The organism is Nocardia sp. NPDC056100, from assembly GCF_042266325.1.
GTDB lineage: Bacteria > Actinomycetota > Actinomycetes > Mycobacteriales > Mycobacteriaceae > Nocardia.
Map to the genome: position 1 here is coordinate 23,535 of NZ_JBHJVY010000007.1, position 16,158 is coordinate 39,692.

Annotated in this window: 13 protein-coding genes; 6 read left to right on the forward strand and 7 right to left on the reverse strand. The window is 66.0% G+C overall.

Annotated features, from left to right (window positions below; all coding sequences use genetic code 11):
• Position 1: 1 nt before the first annotated feature.
• Together ACFC0O_RS41605 and ACFC0O_RS41610 are read right to left on the reverse strand one after the other, a co-directional pair.
• On the reverse strand, positions 2–565 hold the full coding sequence (locus ACFC0O_RS41605; protein WP_375967838.1) for a GtrA family protein: 564 nt from the start codon (positions 563–565) through the stop codon (positions 2–4).
• The gene (locus ACFC0O_RS41610) at positions 562–2,754 is read right to left on the reverse strand and encodes a hypothetical protein (protein WP_375968227.1); all 2,193 of its coding nucleotides are present in this window, start codon (positions 2,752–2,754) and stop codon (positions 562–564) included. Before ACFC0O_RS41610 ends, ACFC0O_RS41605 begins: the two co-directional genes overlap by 4 nt.
• A gap of 365 nt (positions 2,755–3,119) precedes the next feature.
• On the opposite strand from ACFC0O_RS41610, the gene ACFC0O_RS41615 reads away from it, so the two are divergent.
• Entirely contained in the window at positions 3,120–4,154 is a 1,035-nt protein-coding gene (locus tag ACFC0O_RS41615) for a glycosyltransferase (RefSeq protein WP_375968228.1), read from the forward strand.
• On the forward strand, positions 4,144–5,283 hold the full coding sequence (gene rffA / locus ACFC0O_RS41620) for a dTDP-4-amino-4,6-dideoxygalactose transaminase (protein WP_375967840.1): 1,140 nt from the start codon (positions 4,144–4,146) through the stop codon (positions 5,281–5,283). The genes ACFC0O_RS41615 and rffA overlap by 11 nt, the downstream gene beginning before the upstream one ends.
• Positions 5,284–5,347: 64 nt before the next feature.
• Here the strand turns inward: rffA and ACFC0O_RS41625 are convergent, their stop codons facing one another.
• Complete coding sequence (locus ACFC0O_RS41625; RefSeq protein WP_375968229.1) at positions 5,348–5,965, reverse strand: methyltransferase domain-containing protein; 618 nt, start codon at positions 5,963–5,965, stop codon at positions 5,348–5,350.
• Positions 5,966–6,133: 168 nt separating this feature from the next.
• Positions 6,134–9,097 (reverse strand): AMP-binding protein, encoded by a 2,964-nt coding sequence (locus ACFC0O_RS41630; protein ID WP_375967842.1) that lies wholly within the window; start codon positions 9,095–9,097, stop codon positions 6,134–6,136.
• Positions 9,098–9,573: 476 nt separating this feature from the next.
• On the opposite strand from ACFC0O_RS41630, the gene ACFC0O_RS41635 reads away from it, so the two are divergent.
• The 4 genes from ACFC0O_RS41635 (at position 9,574) to idi (ending at position 12,844) form a co-directional block, all read left to right on the forward strand.
• Positions 9,574–10,980: a family 2B encapsulin nanocompartment shell protein gene (locus ACFC0O_RS41635; RefSeq protein ID WP_375967844.1), complete on the forward strand. Its 1,407-nt coding sequence runs from the start codon at positions 9,574–9,576 to the stop codon at positions 10,978–10,980.
• Positions 10,981–10,992: 12 nt separating this feature from the next.
• The gene (locus tag ACFC0O_RS41640) at positions 10,993–11,316 is read left to right on the forward strand and encodes a hypothetical protein (RefSeq protein WP_375967846.1); all 324 of its coding nucleotides are present in this window, start codon (positions 10,993–10,995) and stop codon (positions 11,314–11,316) included.
• Positions 11,317–11,408: 92 nt separating this feature from the next.
• Positions 11,409–12,278 carry a geranyl diphosphate 2-C-methyltransferase gene (locus tag ACFC0O_RS41645; RefSeq protein WP_364643083.1) on the forward strand — a complete coding sequence of 290 codons (870 nt, stop codon included), beginning with the start codon at positions 11,409–11,411 and terminating at the stop codon, positions 12,276–12,278.
• The gene (gene idi / locus ACFC0O_RS41650) at positions 12,275–12,844 is read left to right on the forward strand and encodes an isopentenyl-diphosphate Delta-isomerase (protein WP_364643085.1); all 570 of its coding nucleotides are present in this window, start codon (positions 12,275–12,277) and stop codon (positions 12,842–12,844) included. Before ACFC0O_RS41645 ends, idi begins: the two co-directional genes overlap by 4 nt.
• A 5-nt stretch (positions 12,845–12,849) precedes the next feature.
• Here idi and ACFC0O_RS41655 read toward each other — a convergent pair whose 3' ends face one another.
• The 3 genes from ACFC0O_RS41655 to ACFC0O_RS41665 all read right to left on the reverse strand — a co-directional run bounded on the left by ACFC0O_RS41655 (position 12,850) and on the right by ACFC0O_RS41665 (position 16,146).
• Positions 12,850–14,079, reverse strand: coding sequence for a globin domain-containing protein (locus ACFC0O_RS41655; RefSeq protein WP_375967849.1), 1,230 nt, complete (start codon positions 14,077–14,079; stop codon positions 12,850–12,852).
• Positions 14,080–14,106: 27 nt separating this feature from the next.
• Positions 14,107–14,565: an RrF2 family transcriptional regulator gene (locus tag ACFC0O_RS41660; RefSeq protein WP_375967851.1), complete on the reverse strand. Its 459-nt coding sequence runs from the start codon at positions 14,563–14,565 to the stop codon at positions 14,107–14,109.
• Between the two features lie 90 nt (positions 14,566–14,655).
• On the reverse strand, positions 14,656–16,146 hold the full coding sequence (locus ACFC0O_RS41665; protein ID WP_375967853.1) for an NCS1 family nucleobase:cation symporter-1: 1,491 nt from the start codon (positions 16,144–16,146) through the stop codon (positions 14,656–14,658).
• Positions 16,147–16,158 lie beyond the last annotated feature (12 nt).

Genomic DNA, 16,158 nt, shown 5'->3' on the forward strand with positions numbered 1-16,158 from the left:
CCTACCGGTCCGCCGGGGCGGGGTGGGAATCGGTGCGGCGGAAGGAGATGTGGCGGTGGCCGAAGAAGCTCGCCACCGCCACCAGCGCCATGACCACGACGGCGGCGGGGCGGGCCGGGGCGTGCAGGACGGAGACCGCGAACTGGAGCAGGGCCATGTTCAGGACCATGCCGACCGAGTTGACGCCGACGAAGGCGACGAAATCGCGCAGCAGATGACCGCGCACCCGGAAGACCAGGGTGCGGTGCAGGCCGAAGGCGATGAACACGCTCACCGTGTAGGCCAGCGCCACCGATAGCGCGGCGGCCACATCCTTGGACACCATGCCGTTCAGCACGGTCAGCCACATGATGGTCAGGGCCATGCCCAGCAGCGTGTTGAACCCGCCGACGAGCGCGAAGGCGATCTCCTGCCGCCGCACCAGCCGCAGCAGCGGACCGGGCGGAGCGCTCACCGGCTCCGGGTCGGCCGCTGCGGCGGCCGTGCTCGCGGCCACCGCACCATCGACATTCGACGATGCGGCGCGCAGGTCGTCGGGCGTGCCGACGGATCGTTCGGTGGTCACGAAACCGATTCCGCCAGTTCGCGTTTCGGGTCCGGGGTGATCGGGCCGGTATCGTCGCCGCCGTCGTCACCGTCATCGCCGTCGCGGCGGGAGCGCAGGTAAAGCCATTGCAGAACGCCGATGCCGATCAGGCCCGCCGCGGCCGCGCCGATGCCGATCTTCCAGCCCGGCGGACGCCAGGTGACTTCCAGTTCGGCGGCCTTGGTGCCCGCCGGGATATCGACGGCCACAAAGGATTTCGCGACCGTGGTGAACGGGATCGTCTTACCGTTCAGGGTGACGCGGTAACCGGGCCAGCCCAGGCGCGCGAAGGTGATGCGGCCGCCGGTCTCCGAGGACACGCGCACCACGCTGCTGGTGCCGGATTCGGAGAGCGATGTGGCATCCACATTGTGGGCGTCGCCGATGCGGCCGTTGACCGTGGAGATCGGGCCGCCATCGCGCTCGAGCACCCAGATGTACTTCTCATGCCCGGGCACCGGGGTGAAATGCCAGCCCTCCGGCGCGGGTTCGTTCCCGGCCTCGGGGAACATGGCCTTCTGCAACACGATTCGATCGATCAGCATGAGATCGGCGAGCGGGCGGCCGGTGGTCGGTTCGGGGGCGAACATGCGCTTGTACGAGTCGGGGCAGGTGCTGCCGTCCCAGCGCATGCAGAGCATCTCACCGAAGTAGAAGTGCCCGTTGGGCGTATAGCCGTTCACGTAGTCGAGTTCGAGATCCTTGGCGTAGTTACCCCACACCAGCGATCCGTACGCACCCTCGAGGCTCTTGTCGGCGGGTTGCAGCAATCCGCGATCACCGAGCTGCAGCGTGGTGCCGGTGGTGAACTTCGGGAACGCCGCCTTGGCTTCCTCGCGATCGGCGGGCAGATTCCACGACATCGGCGTCGGCTGCACCGACCGCACCTGGAAGTACGCGATCGGGAGCATGGCGACGATGGTCAGCGCGACCGCCGCCGCCGTACCCCGGGTGCGGCCCAGCCACACCACGCCCGCGACCAGTGCCCCGACCACGAGCGCGGACAGCACATGCCAAAGCACATCGTGCGGATCGGCGGAGAAGGTGCGCACCCACAGCAGCAGAATCAGCACGCCCGCGGCGATCCCGCGATTACGCCAGCTCTGTACCGTGCCGAACCGCCCGAGCAGTACGCACACCAGCACCAGCAGTCCCAGCGCCAGCATGGGCAGTACGCGCGCGGGCCAGCGCAGCGGTCCGATGGTGCCGGGCCCGGCGGTCCACATCAGCATCACCGCGGCGAACAGTGCGATGGAAGTGAGTTCCTTCCACTGCGCCTTGGCCGCACGCCAATCCACGAACGCCAGCGCCGGAATCAGGAACCACGCGATGTAGACCATGGGCAGCGGCTGGATATAACCCCACCACGAGTTGAACGCGGGCAGCGTGCTCGGCAGGCTGGCATTGAGCGATTCCGACCACGGCACCGTGAGGAACTGGTCGTTATTGATCTGCGAGGTGCCGCGCCAGCTGACCTTCGCGGACAGCATGCTCGGCAGGAAGGTGATCAGACCGGCCGCGCCCGCGGCGGCAGCGGCGGCGGTGAGGCGGGCCAGCGGAGCCCAGGCCGCACGCCCGCGCCACACCAGTTCCCCGATCGCGACCGCGACCAGCATGATGGCGGCCTCGACCGCCGGGAACACGTACTGCACCGAGATCGCCAGGTAGAGGTACACAAAGACCGGGATCGGCCCGCCCTTACCGCGCGCGTACCGCACCGAGGACGCCCAGGCGTGGATCATCCACGCGGTTCCGCTCATGGCGGTGAACCAGCTGGCGGAATCGAAGAACAGGAAGAATCCGGTGAAGGGGAATGCCACACCGGCCGCGGCCGCCCATTCCGGGCGCGAGCCGTACGCCAGGCAGACCCGGTACACCCCGAGCCCGGCGATAATGGCGAAGATCAGTTTGACGATGGTCGCGTACACCGCGAGGTTCGGCACCGAGGGCGCGATCAGATCGATCAGCAGCTGCGGCGGGTTGAACAGTCCCGCTTCCTCATTGGTGTAATTGCCCGACATCCACTGCTGCGGCAGCAGGAACGGGAACTGGCCGTCGCGGAAGGCGCGGCCGAAGAACACCCATAAACCGGTGTATTGGGATTCGCTGTCATCGGTGTAGAAGTGGCGGGCATTGGCCAGCAGCACCGCGATATAGCCGAGCGTCACACCGACGGCGGTGACAACTCCCCAGCGGTATACCTCGCGTCGCGCCGGCTGTTCGGCGGGTTCGGTTCCGGTGGTCCCGGCCACCGTCGAAAATGCGCTTTCCACCACGAGTTCCAGACCCTACAGGGCGTCGCGCTCGCGGGCATCAAGCTGTGCGGCAATGATGATGGGGTGATGATCTCTCGCCCCGGAAGCCGCGACCTGCACCGTGTTAGAGTTCTCCGCGGCTCGGGCTCTGTAATTTGGCGTGGAGTACCGGCGCGCTCCGTCATCGAAAGTCGATCCAGCTGATGCCGATTCCGTCTCGCCCGCTCCGCGCGCAGACCGCTCCGAGCGTCACCTCCGGCCCTTCCGGGTCGGCGCGGGTGCACGCCGTATCCGTTGTCGTACCCGTGTATCGCGGTGAAGACACCATTGCCGCGCTCGTCGCCGAGCTGGACAAGCTCAGCGGTCCGGTGCGCTCCCCCGCCGGGGCCGAATTCACCGTGAACGACATCGTGCTGGTGCACGATCACGGGCCGGATCGCTCCGATGTGGTGCTGCAGGAACTCGAGCAGACCTATCCGCAGGTGCGGGTGGTGTGGATGAGCCGCAATTACGGACAGGACGCCGCCACCATCGCGGGGATGGCCGCCGCCGACGGCGACTGGACCGTCACCATGGATGAGGACGGGCAGCACGATCCGGCGTTCATCGGTGAGTTCCTGGACGCTGCGCTGCGCGAGCGCGCGGATCTGGTGTACTCCAAGCCGGTCAATACCCGCCCGCACGGCTTCCTGCGCAATATCACCTCGCGCGGAGCCAAGATCGTGCTGGCGACGATTTTCGCGTTCCCGGATTCGACCCGGTTCGAGAGCTACCGGCTGATTCGCGGCGATATCGCGCGCCAGCTCGCGCAGGTCGCCTCCAATGGCGTGTATCTGGATGTGGCGCTCACCTGGGTGGTGAGCGATGTGGCGCAGGTGCCGGTGCAATTGCGCGCGGAGGGACGTGAGGAGTCCGGGTACAACTACCGGCGACTGTTCTCGCTGTTCTGGAAGATGGTGCTGTGCAGCGGAACTCGCGGGCTGCGGCTGGTGAGCATGCTGGGTGTGACGCTCGCGCTGGCGGGCGGCGGTATGGCGGCGTGGGTGGTCTATCACAAGCTCACCGATAGCGGCGGCGATCCCGAGGGCTGGGCCTCGCTGATGACGGTGCTGCTGCTGTGCTCGGGCGCGGTGCTGTTCTCCCTCGGCCTGATCGCCGAATATCTGGGTGTGGCCTTGCACGTACTCGTGGGCAAACCGCTGTATCTGACGGTAGATTCGCCGACACCGCGACCGGTGCAACAGCATTCGGAGCACGCGGACAAGGAATTCCAGTACGCAGGAGCGAGGGGGAACGACCCGGGTGAGCACTGATCGCATCATCTTCAGCCGTCCGTTCCGCGCCACGGGTGAGCTGGCGAACGTCGAGGCCGTGCTGTCGTCGGATCACAGCCACGGCGACGGTCCGTTCACCGCGGCGGCCACCGCGAAACTGCGCGATATCACCGCCGCGCCGTACGCGCTGCTGACCACCTCGTGCACGCACGCGCTCGAAATGGCCGGGCTGCTGCTGGAACTCGGGCCCGAGGACGAAGTGATCGTGCCGAGCTTCGCGTTCACCTCGACCGCGACGGCGATGGCATTGCGCGGGGCCACGGTGGTGTTCGCCGATATCGATCTCGCGACCGGCAATATCGATCCGGAGTCGGTGGCCGCGGCGGTCACCCCGCGCACCAAGGCCGTGGTGATCATCCACTACGGCGGCGTCGGCGCGGATATGGAACGGCTGCAACAGATCGCGGACGCGCACGGTCTCGCGCTGATCGAGGACACCGCGCACGGATTGGGCGGCACCTGGCGCGGCCGGCAGCTGGGCACCATCGGCACGGTCGGCGCGCTCAGCTTCCACGACACCAAGAACGTGCACTGCGGTGAGGGCGGCGCACTGCTGCTCACCGATGAGATCCTCATGGCGCGAGCGGAAATCGTGCGCGAGAAGGGCACCGACCGGGCGCGCTTCCTGCGCGGCGCGGTGGACAAGTATTCGTGGCAGGACATCGGCTCCAGCTATCTGCCGAGTGAATTGAACGCGGCGGTGCTGGACGCGCAGCTGGCGGAATTCGCGACGATTCAAGCCAATCGGCATCGGGTGTGGGATCACTACGCCGCCGCGCTGCCGGACTGGGCCGCCCGCAATGACGTTCAGCTCATGACGGTGCCGCAGGATCGCGAGCACACCGCGCACCTGTATTTCCTGCGCGTGCCCACCGAGGGCCGCCGCGATGACCTGATCAAGCACCTTGGCGCACAGGGCATCTCGGCCCCGTTCCACTACATTCCGCTGGATTCCAGTCCGGCCGGATTGAAGCTGGGCCGCACGCCCACGCCCTGCACCCGCAGTGCCGAATTCTCCGGAACCATTGTGCGACTGCCGCTGTGGCCGGGGCTGACCGAACAGCAGCTCGACCGCGTGGTCGAGGGCATCACCGGCTTCACCGTCTGATCCTGAAATCCGGCCCCTCGTTCGGGGGCCGGATTTCACGCGGTTCCGGTTCCGCCGCCCCGGATCAGTTCTTGGGCCGAGCGATGAGCAAATGGCCCGGAACCGGCTTATGGTCCACCGCACGGTCTTCCACCACCAGCCCGGCGGCCTCCAGCGCCGCGATCACCTCCGGAACCGGCCGCAGCCGGAAGCCGAATTCGGTGAACGGCATCTTGGCCATACCGTCCGGATCCCCGATTCCGATCACGGCTCGCCCCTGCGGTCGCAGTACGCGCGCGAATTCCGCACAGACCCGGTCCAATTCGGGCACGAAGTAGATGGTGTTCACCGTGATAGCCGCGTCCAGACTGGCTTTGGCGAACGGCAGTTCGGTCAGCGATCCCTCCATCACCTGCAACCGGCCCGCGCCGATCTGCGCGGCGAATCCGGCCCTGGCCCGGTTCAACATATCCGGCGAGATCTCCACGCCCTGCACATTGCCGGTCGGCCCGACCTGATCCAGCAGCAGCGACAATCCGACCCCGCCGCCGAATCCGATATCGGCCACCGTCTCCCCCGCCACCGGTGCGGCGGCCCGCACCGCCTCCTCGATCAGGAACCGATTCACCCGATTGAGCATCAGCGCGGTCCCCTTACCCAGCAGACCATGCGGATTGCCGAGTTGACCGGCAACAGTGGACATCACACGTGCGGCAAGCGGATTCACTCCTCGATGCTACCGGCGTGGCTCCGCCGCAGCCGCCGACCGCGCCCCCGACTTTCGGGGATATGCCCGAATTCGGGGAATCCCTAGACTCGGTCACTACAGCGGCGATCGGCCGAACCCCGACCCGGCCGATCGTCGCTGGTATCAGGCGAACAGTCGGGTCGCCAATTCCTCGGTGAGGACTTCGTAGTTCTCGGTTTCGCGGTTGTACCACCAGGTGAGCTCGCCCGGTTCGGGGCGGCCCGCGGCCTGTACGGCCTTGGTGGAGGGACGGAAGGTGGAACTGCGCGGGATATCGTCCACCACGTAGATGAGATCGGGGCGCTGATCCGGGGGCAGATCGCGCAGCGCCTCGGTGACATCCTTGGGAGTCAGGCGCATATCCGCGCGGACACTGACGGCCGCCACCGCGAGGGTGCGATTGCCCGCCGGAAGACCGTAGGCCACTTCGAGATCCACGGCGGTGATGTCATTGAGGACATCGACGATGGGCTTGGTGTACACCGGCCCGCGCGGGGTGTGGATGACGGTATCGCGGCGGTCCATGAGCCAGTAGTCGCCGTCGCTGTCGCGGCGGAAGAGGTTCTCCGTCGGCATCCAGGCATCACCGGGGGTGAAGACGCCGCGCAGACCGCCCGCCGAGAGATCGACGGTATCGGACGCGGTGCCGATGAGCAGGCCCACCTCGTTATCGGCGCAGCGGCGGGCAAAGCCGTTGTCCGCGACCTGGATCTCATCGGAGATCGGATCGTAGGCGATGAGCTCCACCTTGGCGGTGCCGGGGACCGGGCGGCCCTTGGAACCGATCTTCGCGCCGGAGACGTTGGCGAGCACCACATCTCCCTCGATGGAGGCGTAGAACTCCAGCACCCGGGCGGGAGCGAAGCGATCCTGGGTGCGACGCCACAGACCCGCGGGCATACCCGAGCCGATGAAGAGGCGGATCGGATGCGGGTGGCCATTGGGGAAGGTGTCGGCATCGAGGATGTCGCGCAGCATGGTCCAGGTGTAGGTGACCACGGTGACGCCGTAGCGATGCACCTCCGCGGCGAACTGCGCCGGATCCAGCGAGCGGGCCAGCGCGATACGGCTGCCACCCGCGACCGCCCCACCCAGGCTGACCAGTAAGCCGGACGAATGGTGCAGGGGCGCAAGGCAGTACACCGTATCCTTGCGGCCGAGATCGGCGGCCGAGGCGGTGCCGAAGGCGGACAGCGCCCAGCGGTGATTGGTGACGTACTTGATGTCGAAGCGATCGCCGGTGCCGGTCACCAGGATGAACGCCAGTTCGCGGGCCAGGCCCGGATTGGGCTGGTACCAGGCGGGCACGGCGACCTGCGCCGGATCGATCTGCTCGAGATCGGTGACATCGCAACCGGCCGGAATATCCAGTGCGCGTGCGTCACCGCCGCCGAGCACCAGTACGCGGCTGCCGGTGGCGGCGGCGTCCTTCAGATTCTCCGGATCGGCGATCAGCAGTTTGGTGCCGGTCAGTTCGACGACCTTGGTCAGTTCGCTCTTGGGTGCGAGCAGCACCGCGACCGCGCCGAGCCGGGACAGTGCGGCGATGGCGACCATGGCGCTGGGCCGGGTCTCCATGACGACGCCGACCCGGGTGGCCGGTCGCACCCCGGCGGTGATGAGTCCGCGCACCACATTGTCGATGCGCTGGTTCACCGCGAAATGCGTGTGCACCCGATCCTCGAAAAGGAAGGCTTCCCTTTCCGGTCCGCGCCGGGCCTGTTCGGACAGTAGGCGGCCCAGGGAGATTCGGGTGTGCGGCTGGATCATGCCGAGCCGGGTCAGCCGCGGCAGGGCGCGCGCCGCCTCACCGGTCAATTCGACTGTGCCGCGCAGGGTTTGACTGGCGACGCCCTCGATGGTCTTGCTCAGTCCGGCGCCCGCCTCGGCGAGGCTGCCGACGGCGTGCACGGCGCGGGTGAGTCCGGTGCTCGGACCCTTGCGCGCCACTTCCTGGCTCATCGGCACCACCTGGGCGGGCTGTTCGCCGCCCTGGCTGAGCCAGTTCACCCAGTCGCGCACCACGGGCCAGGTGTACTTGGTGGCGGTGGAGCCGGAGACCAGGCCGAAATGCCCTGCCACCACGCTGGCTTCGTACACATCGGCATTGGGCGCGGCGCGCACGATACCGCGTACGGCGGCGGGCTGGCCGATATCGTCGACCTCGCCGACGAAGGCCAGGATCGGGCATTTGAGATCCGCGAGCGAAATCGGCTGATCGCGAATGACGAAGCCGCCCAGCATCATTCGATTGTGTTTGATGAACTGCCGGAGCAGATCGGTGAGCGCGGGGCCCGGATACCCCAGCCAGCCGTCGGCCTCGAGGAAGCGGCGCTGGCGTTCCTTGGGCAGCAGCGCCTCCCGGTCGTGCAGCTGGCGCAGGAAGTCGATGCGCGCCTTGGCGGTCTTGACCGGGTCCAGGGCCTGAAAGCCCAGTCGCACCATGGAATCGGTGATGGGCAGCCGGTTCAGCACGTGATCGGCGAGGAATTCGGCCGCGCCGGAGGCGACCCCGTAGGGAATGCCGAACGGGATGCCCGCGACCGCGTCCACCGGGGAGCCGAAGGTGACGATGGATTCCACGCCGCTGCCGTGCCGGTAGGCCGCGGTCTGATAGGCGAACATGCCGCCCTGCGAGTAGCCCATGAGATGGACACCGCGCCCGGTCAATTCATTGACGGTGTCGATGGCGCTGCTGACCGCGAGCACATGGTCGGCGAGATCGCGATCCCAGCCGCCTTCCTCGGTGGTCGGCGAGCCGAAATCCACTACCCAGCAATCGATTCCGGCGGCCTGGAGAATGCCGACCGCCCCGTCGGCGGCATTCACGTCCCAGATCTCGGCGGTCACCATGATGGGCGGCACCAGCAGCACAACCGGTCGGTCGGTTCCCTCGGCGTCCGGGAAGTAATGCCGCAGCCGGTACATGCGTTTGCGCTCGGCTATTTCATACGGCGACGATTCGATTTCGTGAACCAGTCCCCCGAACCGGATCACCTCGAGCCCGTTCTGAGCGGTCGCCACCAGGCGCTGCATAGGACCGACAACGGACCTCGTATTGAATTTCACGGCTTCGCTCCCAGACATAATCTGCTCGTGACCTGCGTCATCCGCCCCAACGCGTCCAGATGAGCTTGCCATAGAGCCACTCTATCCCGTGGCGGCTGTGACCAGCACCATGCGTACCAGCCCCCGGGCGCGGCGAAATCTACGTACAGCCCGGTCGGTTCAGCTATTTTTGTGAAGCTGCGAATGCGGCGCCCGCCACCTGCGCCCGGCCGGTCAACACGCTGGTCGAATGCACCGCCGAAACGCTTGCGAACGCACGATTGCGAGGCGGCGAAGCTGCGACACGACGGCGATAGCAATACACCAGACATCATGTTTATGCATTTTGCTGCGGTTTCCCGATACCCGGTCCTACCATCGGTATCGCTGGAACGCACTGTCGCGCTTGTCATTTCACTACATGTCTAATTCCGCAGGCCCGTGCCGGACCTGCTCTATCGCCGTGGATTCCACCGCTTGCTGACGCGGTGGCCCTTCGAGGTGAGGACCGCAGCATGACCATTGAATTGCCCATCGAGACCACTAATCATCAGCGCAAAACCCTCAGCACCGCCGCCGCCAGCCAGCTGGCGCACACCACCAAGTCCGAACCTCAGATGCAGGGCATCAGCTCACGCTGGCTCACCCGCAGTCTGCCCTGGACCCAGGTGAAGGGCGGCGTCTATCGCGTCAACCGGCGCCTCACCCACACCGTCGGCAACGGCGAGGTGGAGTACATCATCAATGGCTCACAGGCCCGGGTCATCCCGCTGGAGCTGCAGGAATTGCCGCAGCTGCGCGGATTCGACGACGAGGAGGTGCTGAGCGCCGTCGCCCAGCGCTTCGAGCAGCGAGATCTGGCCCCCGGCACCGTGGTTGCCGAATTCGGCAACCCGATGGACCAGGTTCTGCTGATCGTGCACGGCAAGCTCACCAAGATGGGCACCGGCGAATACGGTGAGACCACCAAGCTCGGCATGCTGGCCGGCGGTGACTTCTACGGTGATGAAACCCTCGTCGATCCGGACGCCATCTGGCCGGTGACGATCAAGACGGTCACGCCCACCACCGTGCTGGTGCTCAGCCGGCAGGCGCTCGATCAGCTCAATGATCAAATCCCGGCCCTGCAGCGGCATTTGGAGGCGGTGGCCAGCCTGCCCGCGGCGCCGCAGAACAAATACGGTGAGGCCGAGATCGTGGTCTCCTCCGGTCACTCGGGTGAGCCGATGCTCGACGGCACCTTCGTCGACTACGACGGACAGCCCCGCGAGTACGAACTCAGCCTGGGCCAGAGCGTGCTGCGGGTGCACACCCGCGTCGCGGATCTGTTCAACGATCCGATGGATCAGATCGAACAGCAGCTGCGCCTGACCATCGAGGCCATGTACGAGCGCCGCGAATACGACCTGGTGAACAACGAGGACTTCGGCCTGCTCAACAATTGCGATCTCAAGCAGCGCATCTACACCGAGTCCGGCCCGCCGACCCCGGACGATATGGACGAGCTGCTCAGCATGCGGCGCGGCACCAAACTCTTTCTCGCACATCCGAAGGCGATCGCCGCGTTCGGCCGCGAATGCAGTAAGCGCGGCCTGTACCCGGATCCGGTGGAGGTGGACGGCCATCGCGTGCCCGCCTGGCGCGGCGTGCCCATCTTCCCGTGCGGCAAGATCCCGGTGAGCGATACCCAGACCACCTCGATCATGGCCATGCGCACCGGTGAGAAGGATCAGGGCGTTATCGGCCTGCACCAGACCGGAATTCCGGATGAGTACGAGCCCAGCCTGAATGTCCGGTTCAAGGGTATCGACGATCAGTCGATCATCTCCTACCTGGTCAGCTGTTACTACTCGGCCGCGGTCCTGGTCCCCGACGCGCTCGGCATTCTCGACAACGTGCTGGTCGCACGGCAGTCCGACTGATCGGAGCAGGCCATGTCGGTGCCACCCCAGCCGGTGCCTCCGGATACACCGGAAGCCCGAGGCGCACTTGATGATCCACGCCTCGGTGTCTCGGATGCGGCGGAAGTACACCTGTCGCCCAAGCGGCTACTCGGTCCCATGGGGTTGGGGTCCGCGAGCCTGCTGGTGAATCTGCCGCCACCCGACACCCTGGCGATATCGGCGCCGCCCCGTCCCGCTCCCAGCGGGGTGGGGCGCACGCCCCCGAAATCGACCGCGGTGCGGCAGCTTTCCCATCTGTTCCCCCGAGTGCGCGCCCTGCCGGTCACCCAAATCGTCATCCCACCGTGGGGATGACGACCGGCAGAAGATCGCCGCACCACTGAAAGCCACTGAGCCGCAGGGCTTTTCAGCTCTTGTTTCTGTCCGTATGCGAGAGGATGGTTCCCATGACCGCGCTGCACCCCGAGACCGAGGTACTGCGCACCGACTACCAGAAGTCGGTTGCCGCGTATTGGAACAACAATCCCAATGATGATCGCGTCAACACCGTGCTCGGCGAGGTGGACGGGCTCTACCACCATCACTACGGCATCGGCGCACCCGATCTGTCGGTCCTCGAAGGTCCCGAGGACACCCGCCAGGAGCGCCTGGTGAAGGAACTGCACCGGCTGGAAACCGCACAGGCCGATCTGCTGCTCGACCATCTGGGCGATGTGCGCCCGGGCGATCAGCTGATGGACGGCGGTTCCGGGCGCGGCGGCACCAGTTTCATGGCCAATCAGCGCTTCGGCTGCCGGATGGACGGCGTCACCATCTCCGAATATCAGGCCGGCTTCGCCAATGCGCAGGCCAAGGAGCGCGGTGTCACCGACAAGGTGCAGTTCCACTTCAAGAATATGCTCGACACCGGTTTCGACGCGGGTTCCAAGCGCGGCATCTGGACCAATGAAACCACCATGTACGTGGACCTTTTCGAACTCTTCGCCGAATTCTCCCGACTGCTGGAGCCGGGCGGGCGGTACGTCTGCATTACCGGCTGTTCCAATGACGTCTTCGGTGAGCGCTCGGCCGCGGTGAGCTGGATCGACGCGCACTACGGCTGCAATATCCATCCGCGCAGCGAGTACTTCAAGGCCCTGGCCGCCAATAATCTGGTGCCGGTCGCGGTCAAGGACCTCACCCCGGACACCATCCCGTACTGGGATCTGCGCACCCATTCCGAGCTGGCCACCGGCGTGGAAAAGCCCTTCCTGACCTCGTACCGGGAGGGGAGCTTCCAGTACCTGTTGATCGCCGCCGATAAGGTAGGACGGTGACCGGCACTCTCGACACTCCCGACGCCTCGGCGGCGGTCGATCGCGAAACCCTGCTCGTCGAGCTGGTGGACGAGCGGGGCCACGCGATCGGATCGCTGCCGGTGGCGGCGGCCCACACCGCGCCCGGCCAGCTGCATCGGGCGTTCTCGGTGCTGCTGTTCGATGACAGCGGCCAGGTCTTGCTGCAGCAGCGGGCCGGGGTCAAAACCCGTTTCCCGCTGCTGTGGACCAATACCTGCTGCGGTCATCCCGCACCCGGGCAGTCGGTGATCGCGGCCGCGGCGCAGCGCCTGCGCGAGGAGATGGGACTCTCGGCCGAGTTGTTCGAGGCCGGGGCCTTCACCTACCAGGCCGCCGATCCGGCCACCGGGCGAGTCGAGCACGAATTCGATCACGTACTGCTCGGACGGGTAGACGGCGTTGTGCCGCAACCGGATCCGGCCGAGGTGGCCGAAACCATGTGGGTGAGCATCGGCGAACTGCGCACCGCCATGTCGGCGGTTCCGGCGGGGTACACGCCCTGGCTGGCGCAGGTGCTCGATATCGCCGAGCGCGGGCGGCCCTGATCCGGTTATCCGGATCGGGACAGCAGCCAATCATTGGGTGCGAAGAGTTCGAAATGCACGCTGTCACCCGGAATCCCGGCGGCCAGCAGTTGACTGCGGACCGCCTGTAGAAACCCGTTGCCGCCGCACAGGTAGTAGTCGGCGTGCTGCGGCAGTTCGAGTTCGGACAGGTCCATCAGGCCGTGCCCCTCGGCCCGATACCACGTCCGCAGCTTCGAATCACGCAGCGCGCCAACCAGATCGGTGACGGTGTCACGGAGCGGGTGGGCGGCCGCCGAACGGTCCGCGTGCAGGACCAGGGTTCGGCGGTCGCTCGCCGTCGCGGCGAGATATTCGAGAATGCCCACCATCGGGGTGACGCCGATACCGGCGGAGATGAGCACCAGCGGGGTGGTGGCATCGGGATCGATGGTGAGATCGCCGAACGGCAGGGTGATCTGCAGAGCGTCTCCCGCGCTGACGTTTTCGTGCAGCCAGGAGGAGACCTCACCCTCCGGACTGCCGTCGGCGGCGATGACCCGGCGGACCGCGAAGGCCAGCCGATGCGTGCCGGGTCGATTGATCAGGCTGTACTGGCGCAGCTGACGAGCGCCATCCGGCAATTGCGCGCCGACCGAAATGTATTGTCCGGGCAGGAAATCCGGCAGCGGTTGCGCCGGATCCGCGGATTCCACGATGAAAGTGGCCGCCCCGGAGGGATCGTCGATGCGCCGCACCACCCGGGCCTCCCGGAATACCTCGCCCGGTGCGACACCGGCCTCGGCGTAGAGCTTGGCCTCCAGATCGATGAGCGTGGTGGCCATCAGCCAGTACACGCGATCCCAGGCCGCGGCGACCTCGGCCGTCACCGTCTCCGCGCCCAGTACCTCGACGATCGCCGCGAACAGATGCTCGTGCACGATGTGGTACTCGGCCGCGGTGACACCGAGGGAGGCATGCTTATGTCCTATGCGGGACAACAACTCTCGCGGATGCGGCAGCGCGGGATCGACCAGATGCGATGCGTAGGTGGCGATGGAGGCCGCGAGTGCCCGCTGCTGTGCGCCCCGGGTTTGATTGCCGCGATTGAAGCGGTCACGCAGCAGGTCCGGATGCGCAGTGAAAAGCCCGCGATAGAAGACCTGGGTGATCTGGTCGATATGCGCTCCGACCAGTGGCAATGTTGCCCGGATCACCTCGGCGTGCGCCTGCTCCAACTCGGTGACCCGGTGGGTCGAATCCTGTGCGGTGGTCATGCTGTCTCCTGAATCCTCGATCGGCGCTCAGTCGTCGACCAGCGCCATGCCCGGAAAAACCGGCAGATGCAGCAGTTCCACGGTTCGCCGGTCCACCAGATCGGCGAGGGTGAAATTGTCGAGTTCGGCGTAGAACGCCCGCTGGGCCTGGGCGAGCACGCCACGCAAACGGCAGGCACTCGCCAGCGGGCAGGGATTCACGCCCTGACATTCGACGACTTCGGTATCGCCCTCGAGGTCGCGGACAATGCGCCCGAGTGTGGTGGACCGTCCGGCGGGCGTGAGGAATATCCCGCCGGTCCGGCCCCGCAACGACTCCACATAGCCCAGTTCGGCCAGTCGGGAGACCGCCTTGGCCACATAGTTCTCGGACGCATTCACCTGTCGCGCAATGAGTTTGGCGGTGACACGTTCCTGCGCCCGGTCACTGATCGCCAGCCGCATGAGGGCACGCAATCCGAGATCGGTGAACCGGGAAAGCTGCATACCGATCACGCTACTAATTCCGCTTCGGAAAAGCAGATTTTGAGCATGTGGGCTTGAATACGTGAATTCATGCGGATTATGTCGGCGTCGTCACACCGTCATGGCAAACCTCGAGCGTTTGGCCAGGGCGTAGTAGATGACCAGCGCCAGCCCGCAGCCGATGAACCAGCTGTACTGGGCGGCGGTGTACATACCGGTCAGGTCCTTGGCCAGTACCGGGAAGACCGCCGCGATCGCGCCGACCACCGTGGCGATGACCGCGACCGGGTTGAATCCCTTTCGGTACCAATAGCTTCCGGTCGGCGACAGGGTGAACAGCTCATCGACGTGGATGGTGCGTTTGCGGATCAGGTAGTAGTCGGCGATCAGCACCCCGAACAGCGGGCCGATGAACGCGCCGAGCACCTCGAGCGTGTAGTGGATGACCTCGGGATTGTTGTACAGATTCCACGGCGTGATGATGATCGAGCCGACCGCGGCGATCATGCCGCCCATGCGCCAGCTGATGCGCTGCGGGCTCACATGCGAGAAATCGAATGCCGGGGAAATGAAATTCGCGACGATATTGATGCCGACGGTGGCGATGGTGAAGGTCAACGCGCCCAGCACGATCGCGAAGGTGGAATCGATCCGCGAGACCGTCTCGACCGGATCGGTGATGAGCTCGCCGTACACCGGAATGGTGAGCGAGGCCGTGATGACCACCAGCAGTGAGAACGCCAGGAAGTTCACCGGCAGCCCGAGCAGATTGCCGCGCCGCACCGACTCCATGGATTTGGCGTAGCGGGAGAAGTCACCGAAATTCAGCATGGGACCGCAGAAGTACGACACCACCAGCGCGATCGCGCCCAGGATCACCGGCAGCGCGTCCCAGCCGTGGTACTTGACCGCGCCGAGCTGCAGATCGATCGAACCCCAACCCGCCTTGTAGATCAGGTAGCCGCAGAGCAGGAACATCACGACATACACTGCGGGACCGCAGAAGTCGATGAACTTGCGAATGGACTCCATGCCCTGCCAGAACACCGCCGCCTGCACCACCCAGAGCACCAGGTAGGCGCACCAGCCCAGTAGCGACAGACCCAGGAAGCCGTAATCATCGGCCACCGCGTACGGGGCCAGGCTCGGCCACAATTTCACCGCGACCACGATCAGCGCCGCCGAGGCGAGGTAGGTCTGAATGCCGTACCAGGCCACCGCGATCAGACCGCGAATGATGGCCGGGATATTCGCACCGCGCACGCCGAATGCGCTGCGGCACATGACCGGATACGGCACCCCCGCGCGCTGACTGGGCGCGGCCACCAGATTGCACAGGAAGTACACGATGGTGATGCCGATGAGCAGGGCCGCGAGCACCTGCCATCCGGCCAGGCCGAGCGCGAACAGGCTGCCGGCGGTGACATAGCCGCCGACGCTGTGCACGTCCGACATCCAGAAGGCGAAGATATGGTAAGAGCCCCAACGTTGTTCGCGCAGGGGGGCCAGATCCTCATTGGTGAGCGCGGGGTCGTAAACTGGTGCGGTCGGCGGTGAATCCGGCGCGGCCGATGCCGCGGCGGGGGTGACGATATCGGTCATGGTGCATCCGAT

What these genes read in the sequence shown, in the direction of transcription:
- ACFC0O_RS41665 (WP_375967853.1), bottom strand. Translation starts at nt 16,146, where the DNA reads ATGACCGATATCGTCACCCCCGCCGCGGCATCGGCCGCGCCGGATTCA.
- ACFC0O_RS41655 (WP_375967849.1), bottom strand. Translation starts at nt 14,079, where the DNA reads ATGACCACCGCACAGGATTCGACCCACCGGGTCACCGAGTTGGAGCAG.
- ACFC0O_RS41625 (WP_375968229.1), bottom strand. Translation starts at nt 5,965, where the DNA reads ATGTCCACTGTTGCCGGTCAACTCGGCAATCCGCATGGTCTGCTGGGT.
- ACFC0O_RS41635 (WP_375967844.1), top strand. Translation starts at nt 9,574, where the DNA reads ATGACCATTGAATTGCCCATCGAGACCACTAATCATCAGCGCAAAACC.
- ACFC0O_RS41660 (WP_375967851.1), bottom strand. Translation starts at nt 14,565, where the DNA reads ATGCAGCTTTCCCGGTTCACCGATCTCGGATTGCGTGCCCTCATGCGG.
- ACFC0O_RS41640 (WP_375967846.1), top strand. Translation starts at nt 10,993, where the DNA reads ATGTCGGTGCCACCCCAGCCGGTGCCTCCGGATACACCGGAAGCCCGA.
- ACFC0O_RS41645 (WP_364643083.1), top strand. Translation starts at nt 11,409, where the DNA reads ATGACCGCGCTGCACCCCGAGACCGAGGTACTGCGCACCGACTACCAG.
- ACFC0O_RS41630 (WP_375967842.1), bottom strand. Translation starts at nt 9,097, where the DNA reads ATGTCTGGGAGCGAAGCCGTGAAATTCAATACGAGGTCCGTTGTCGGT.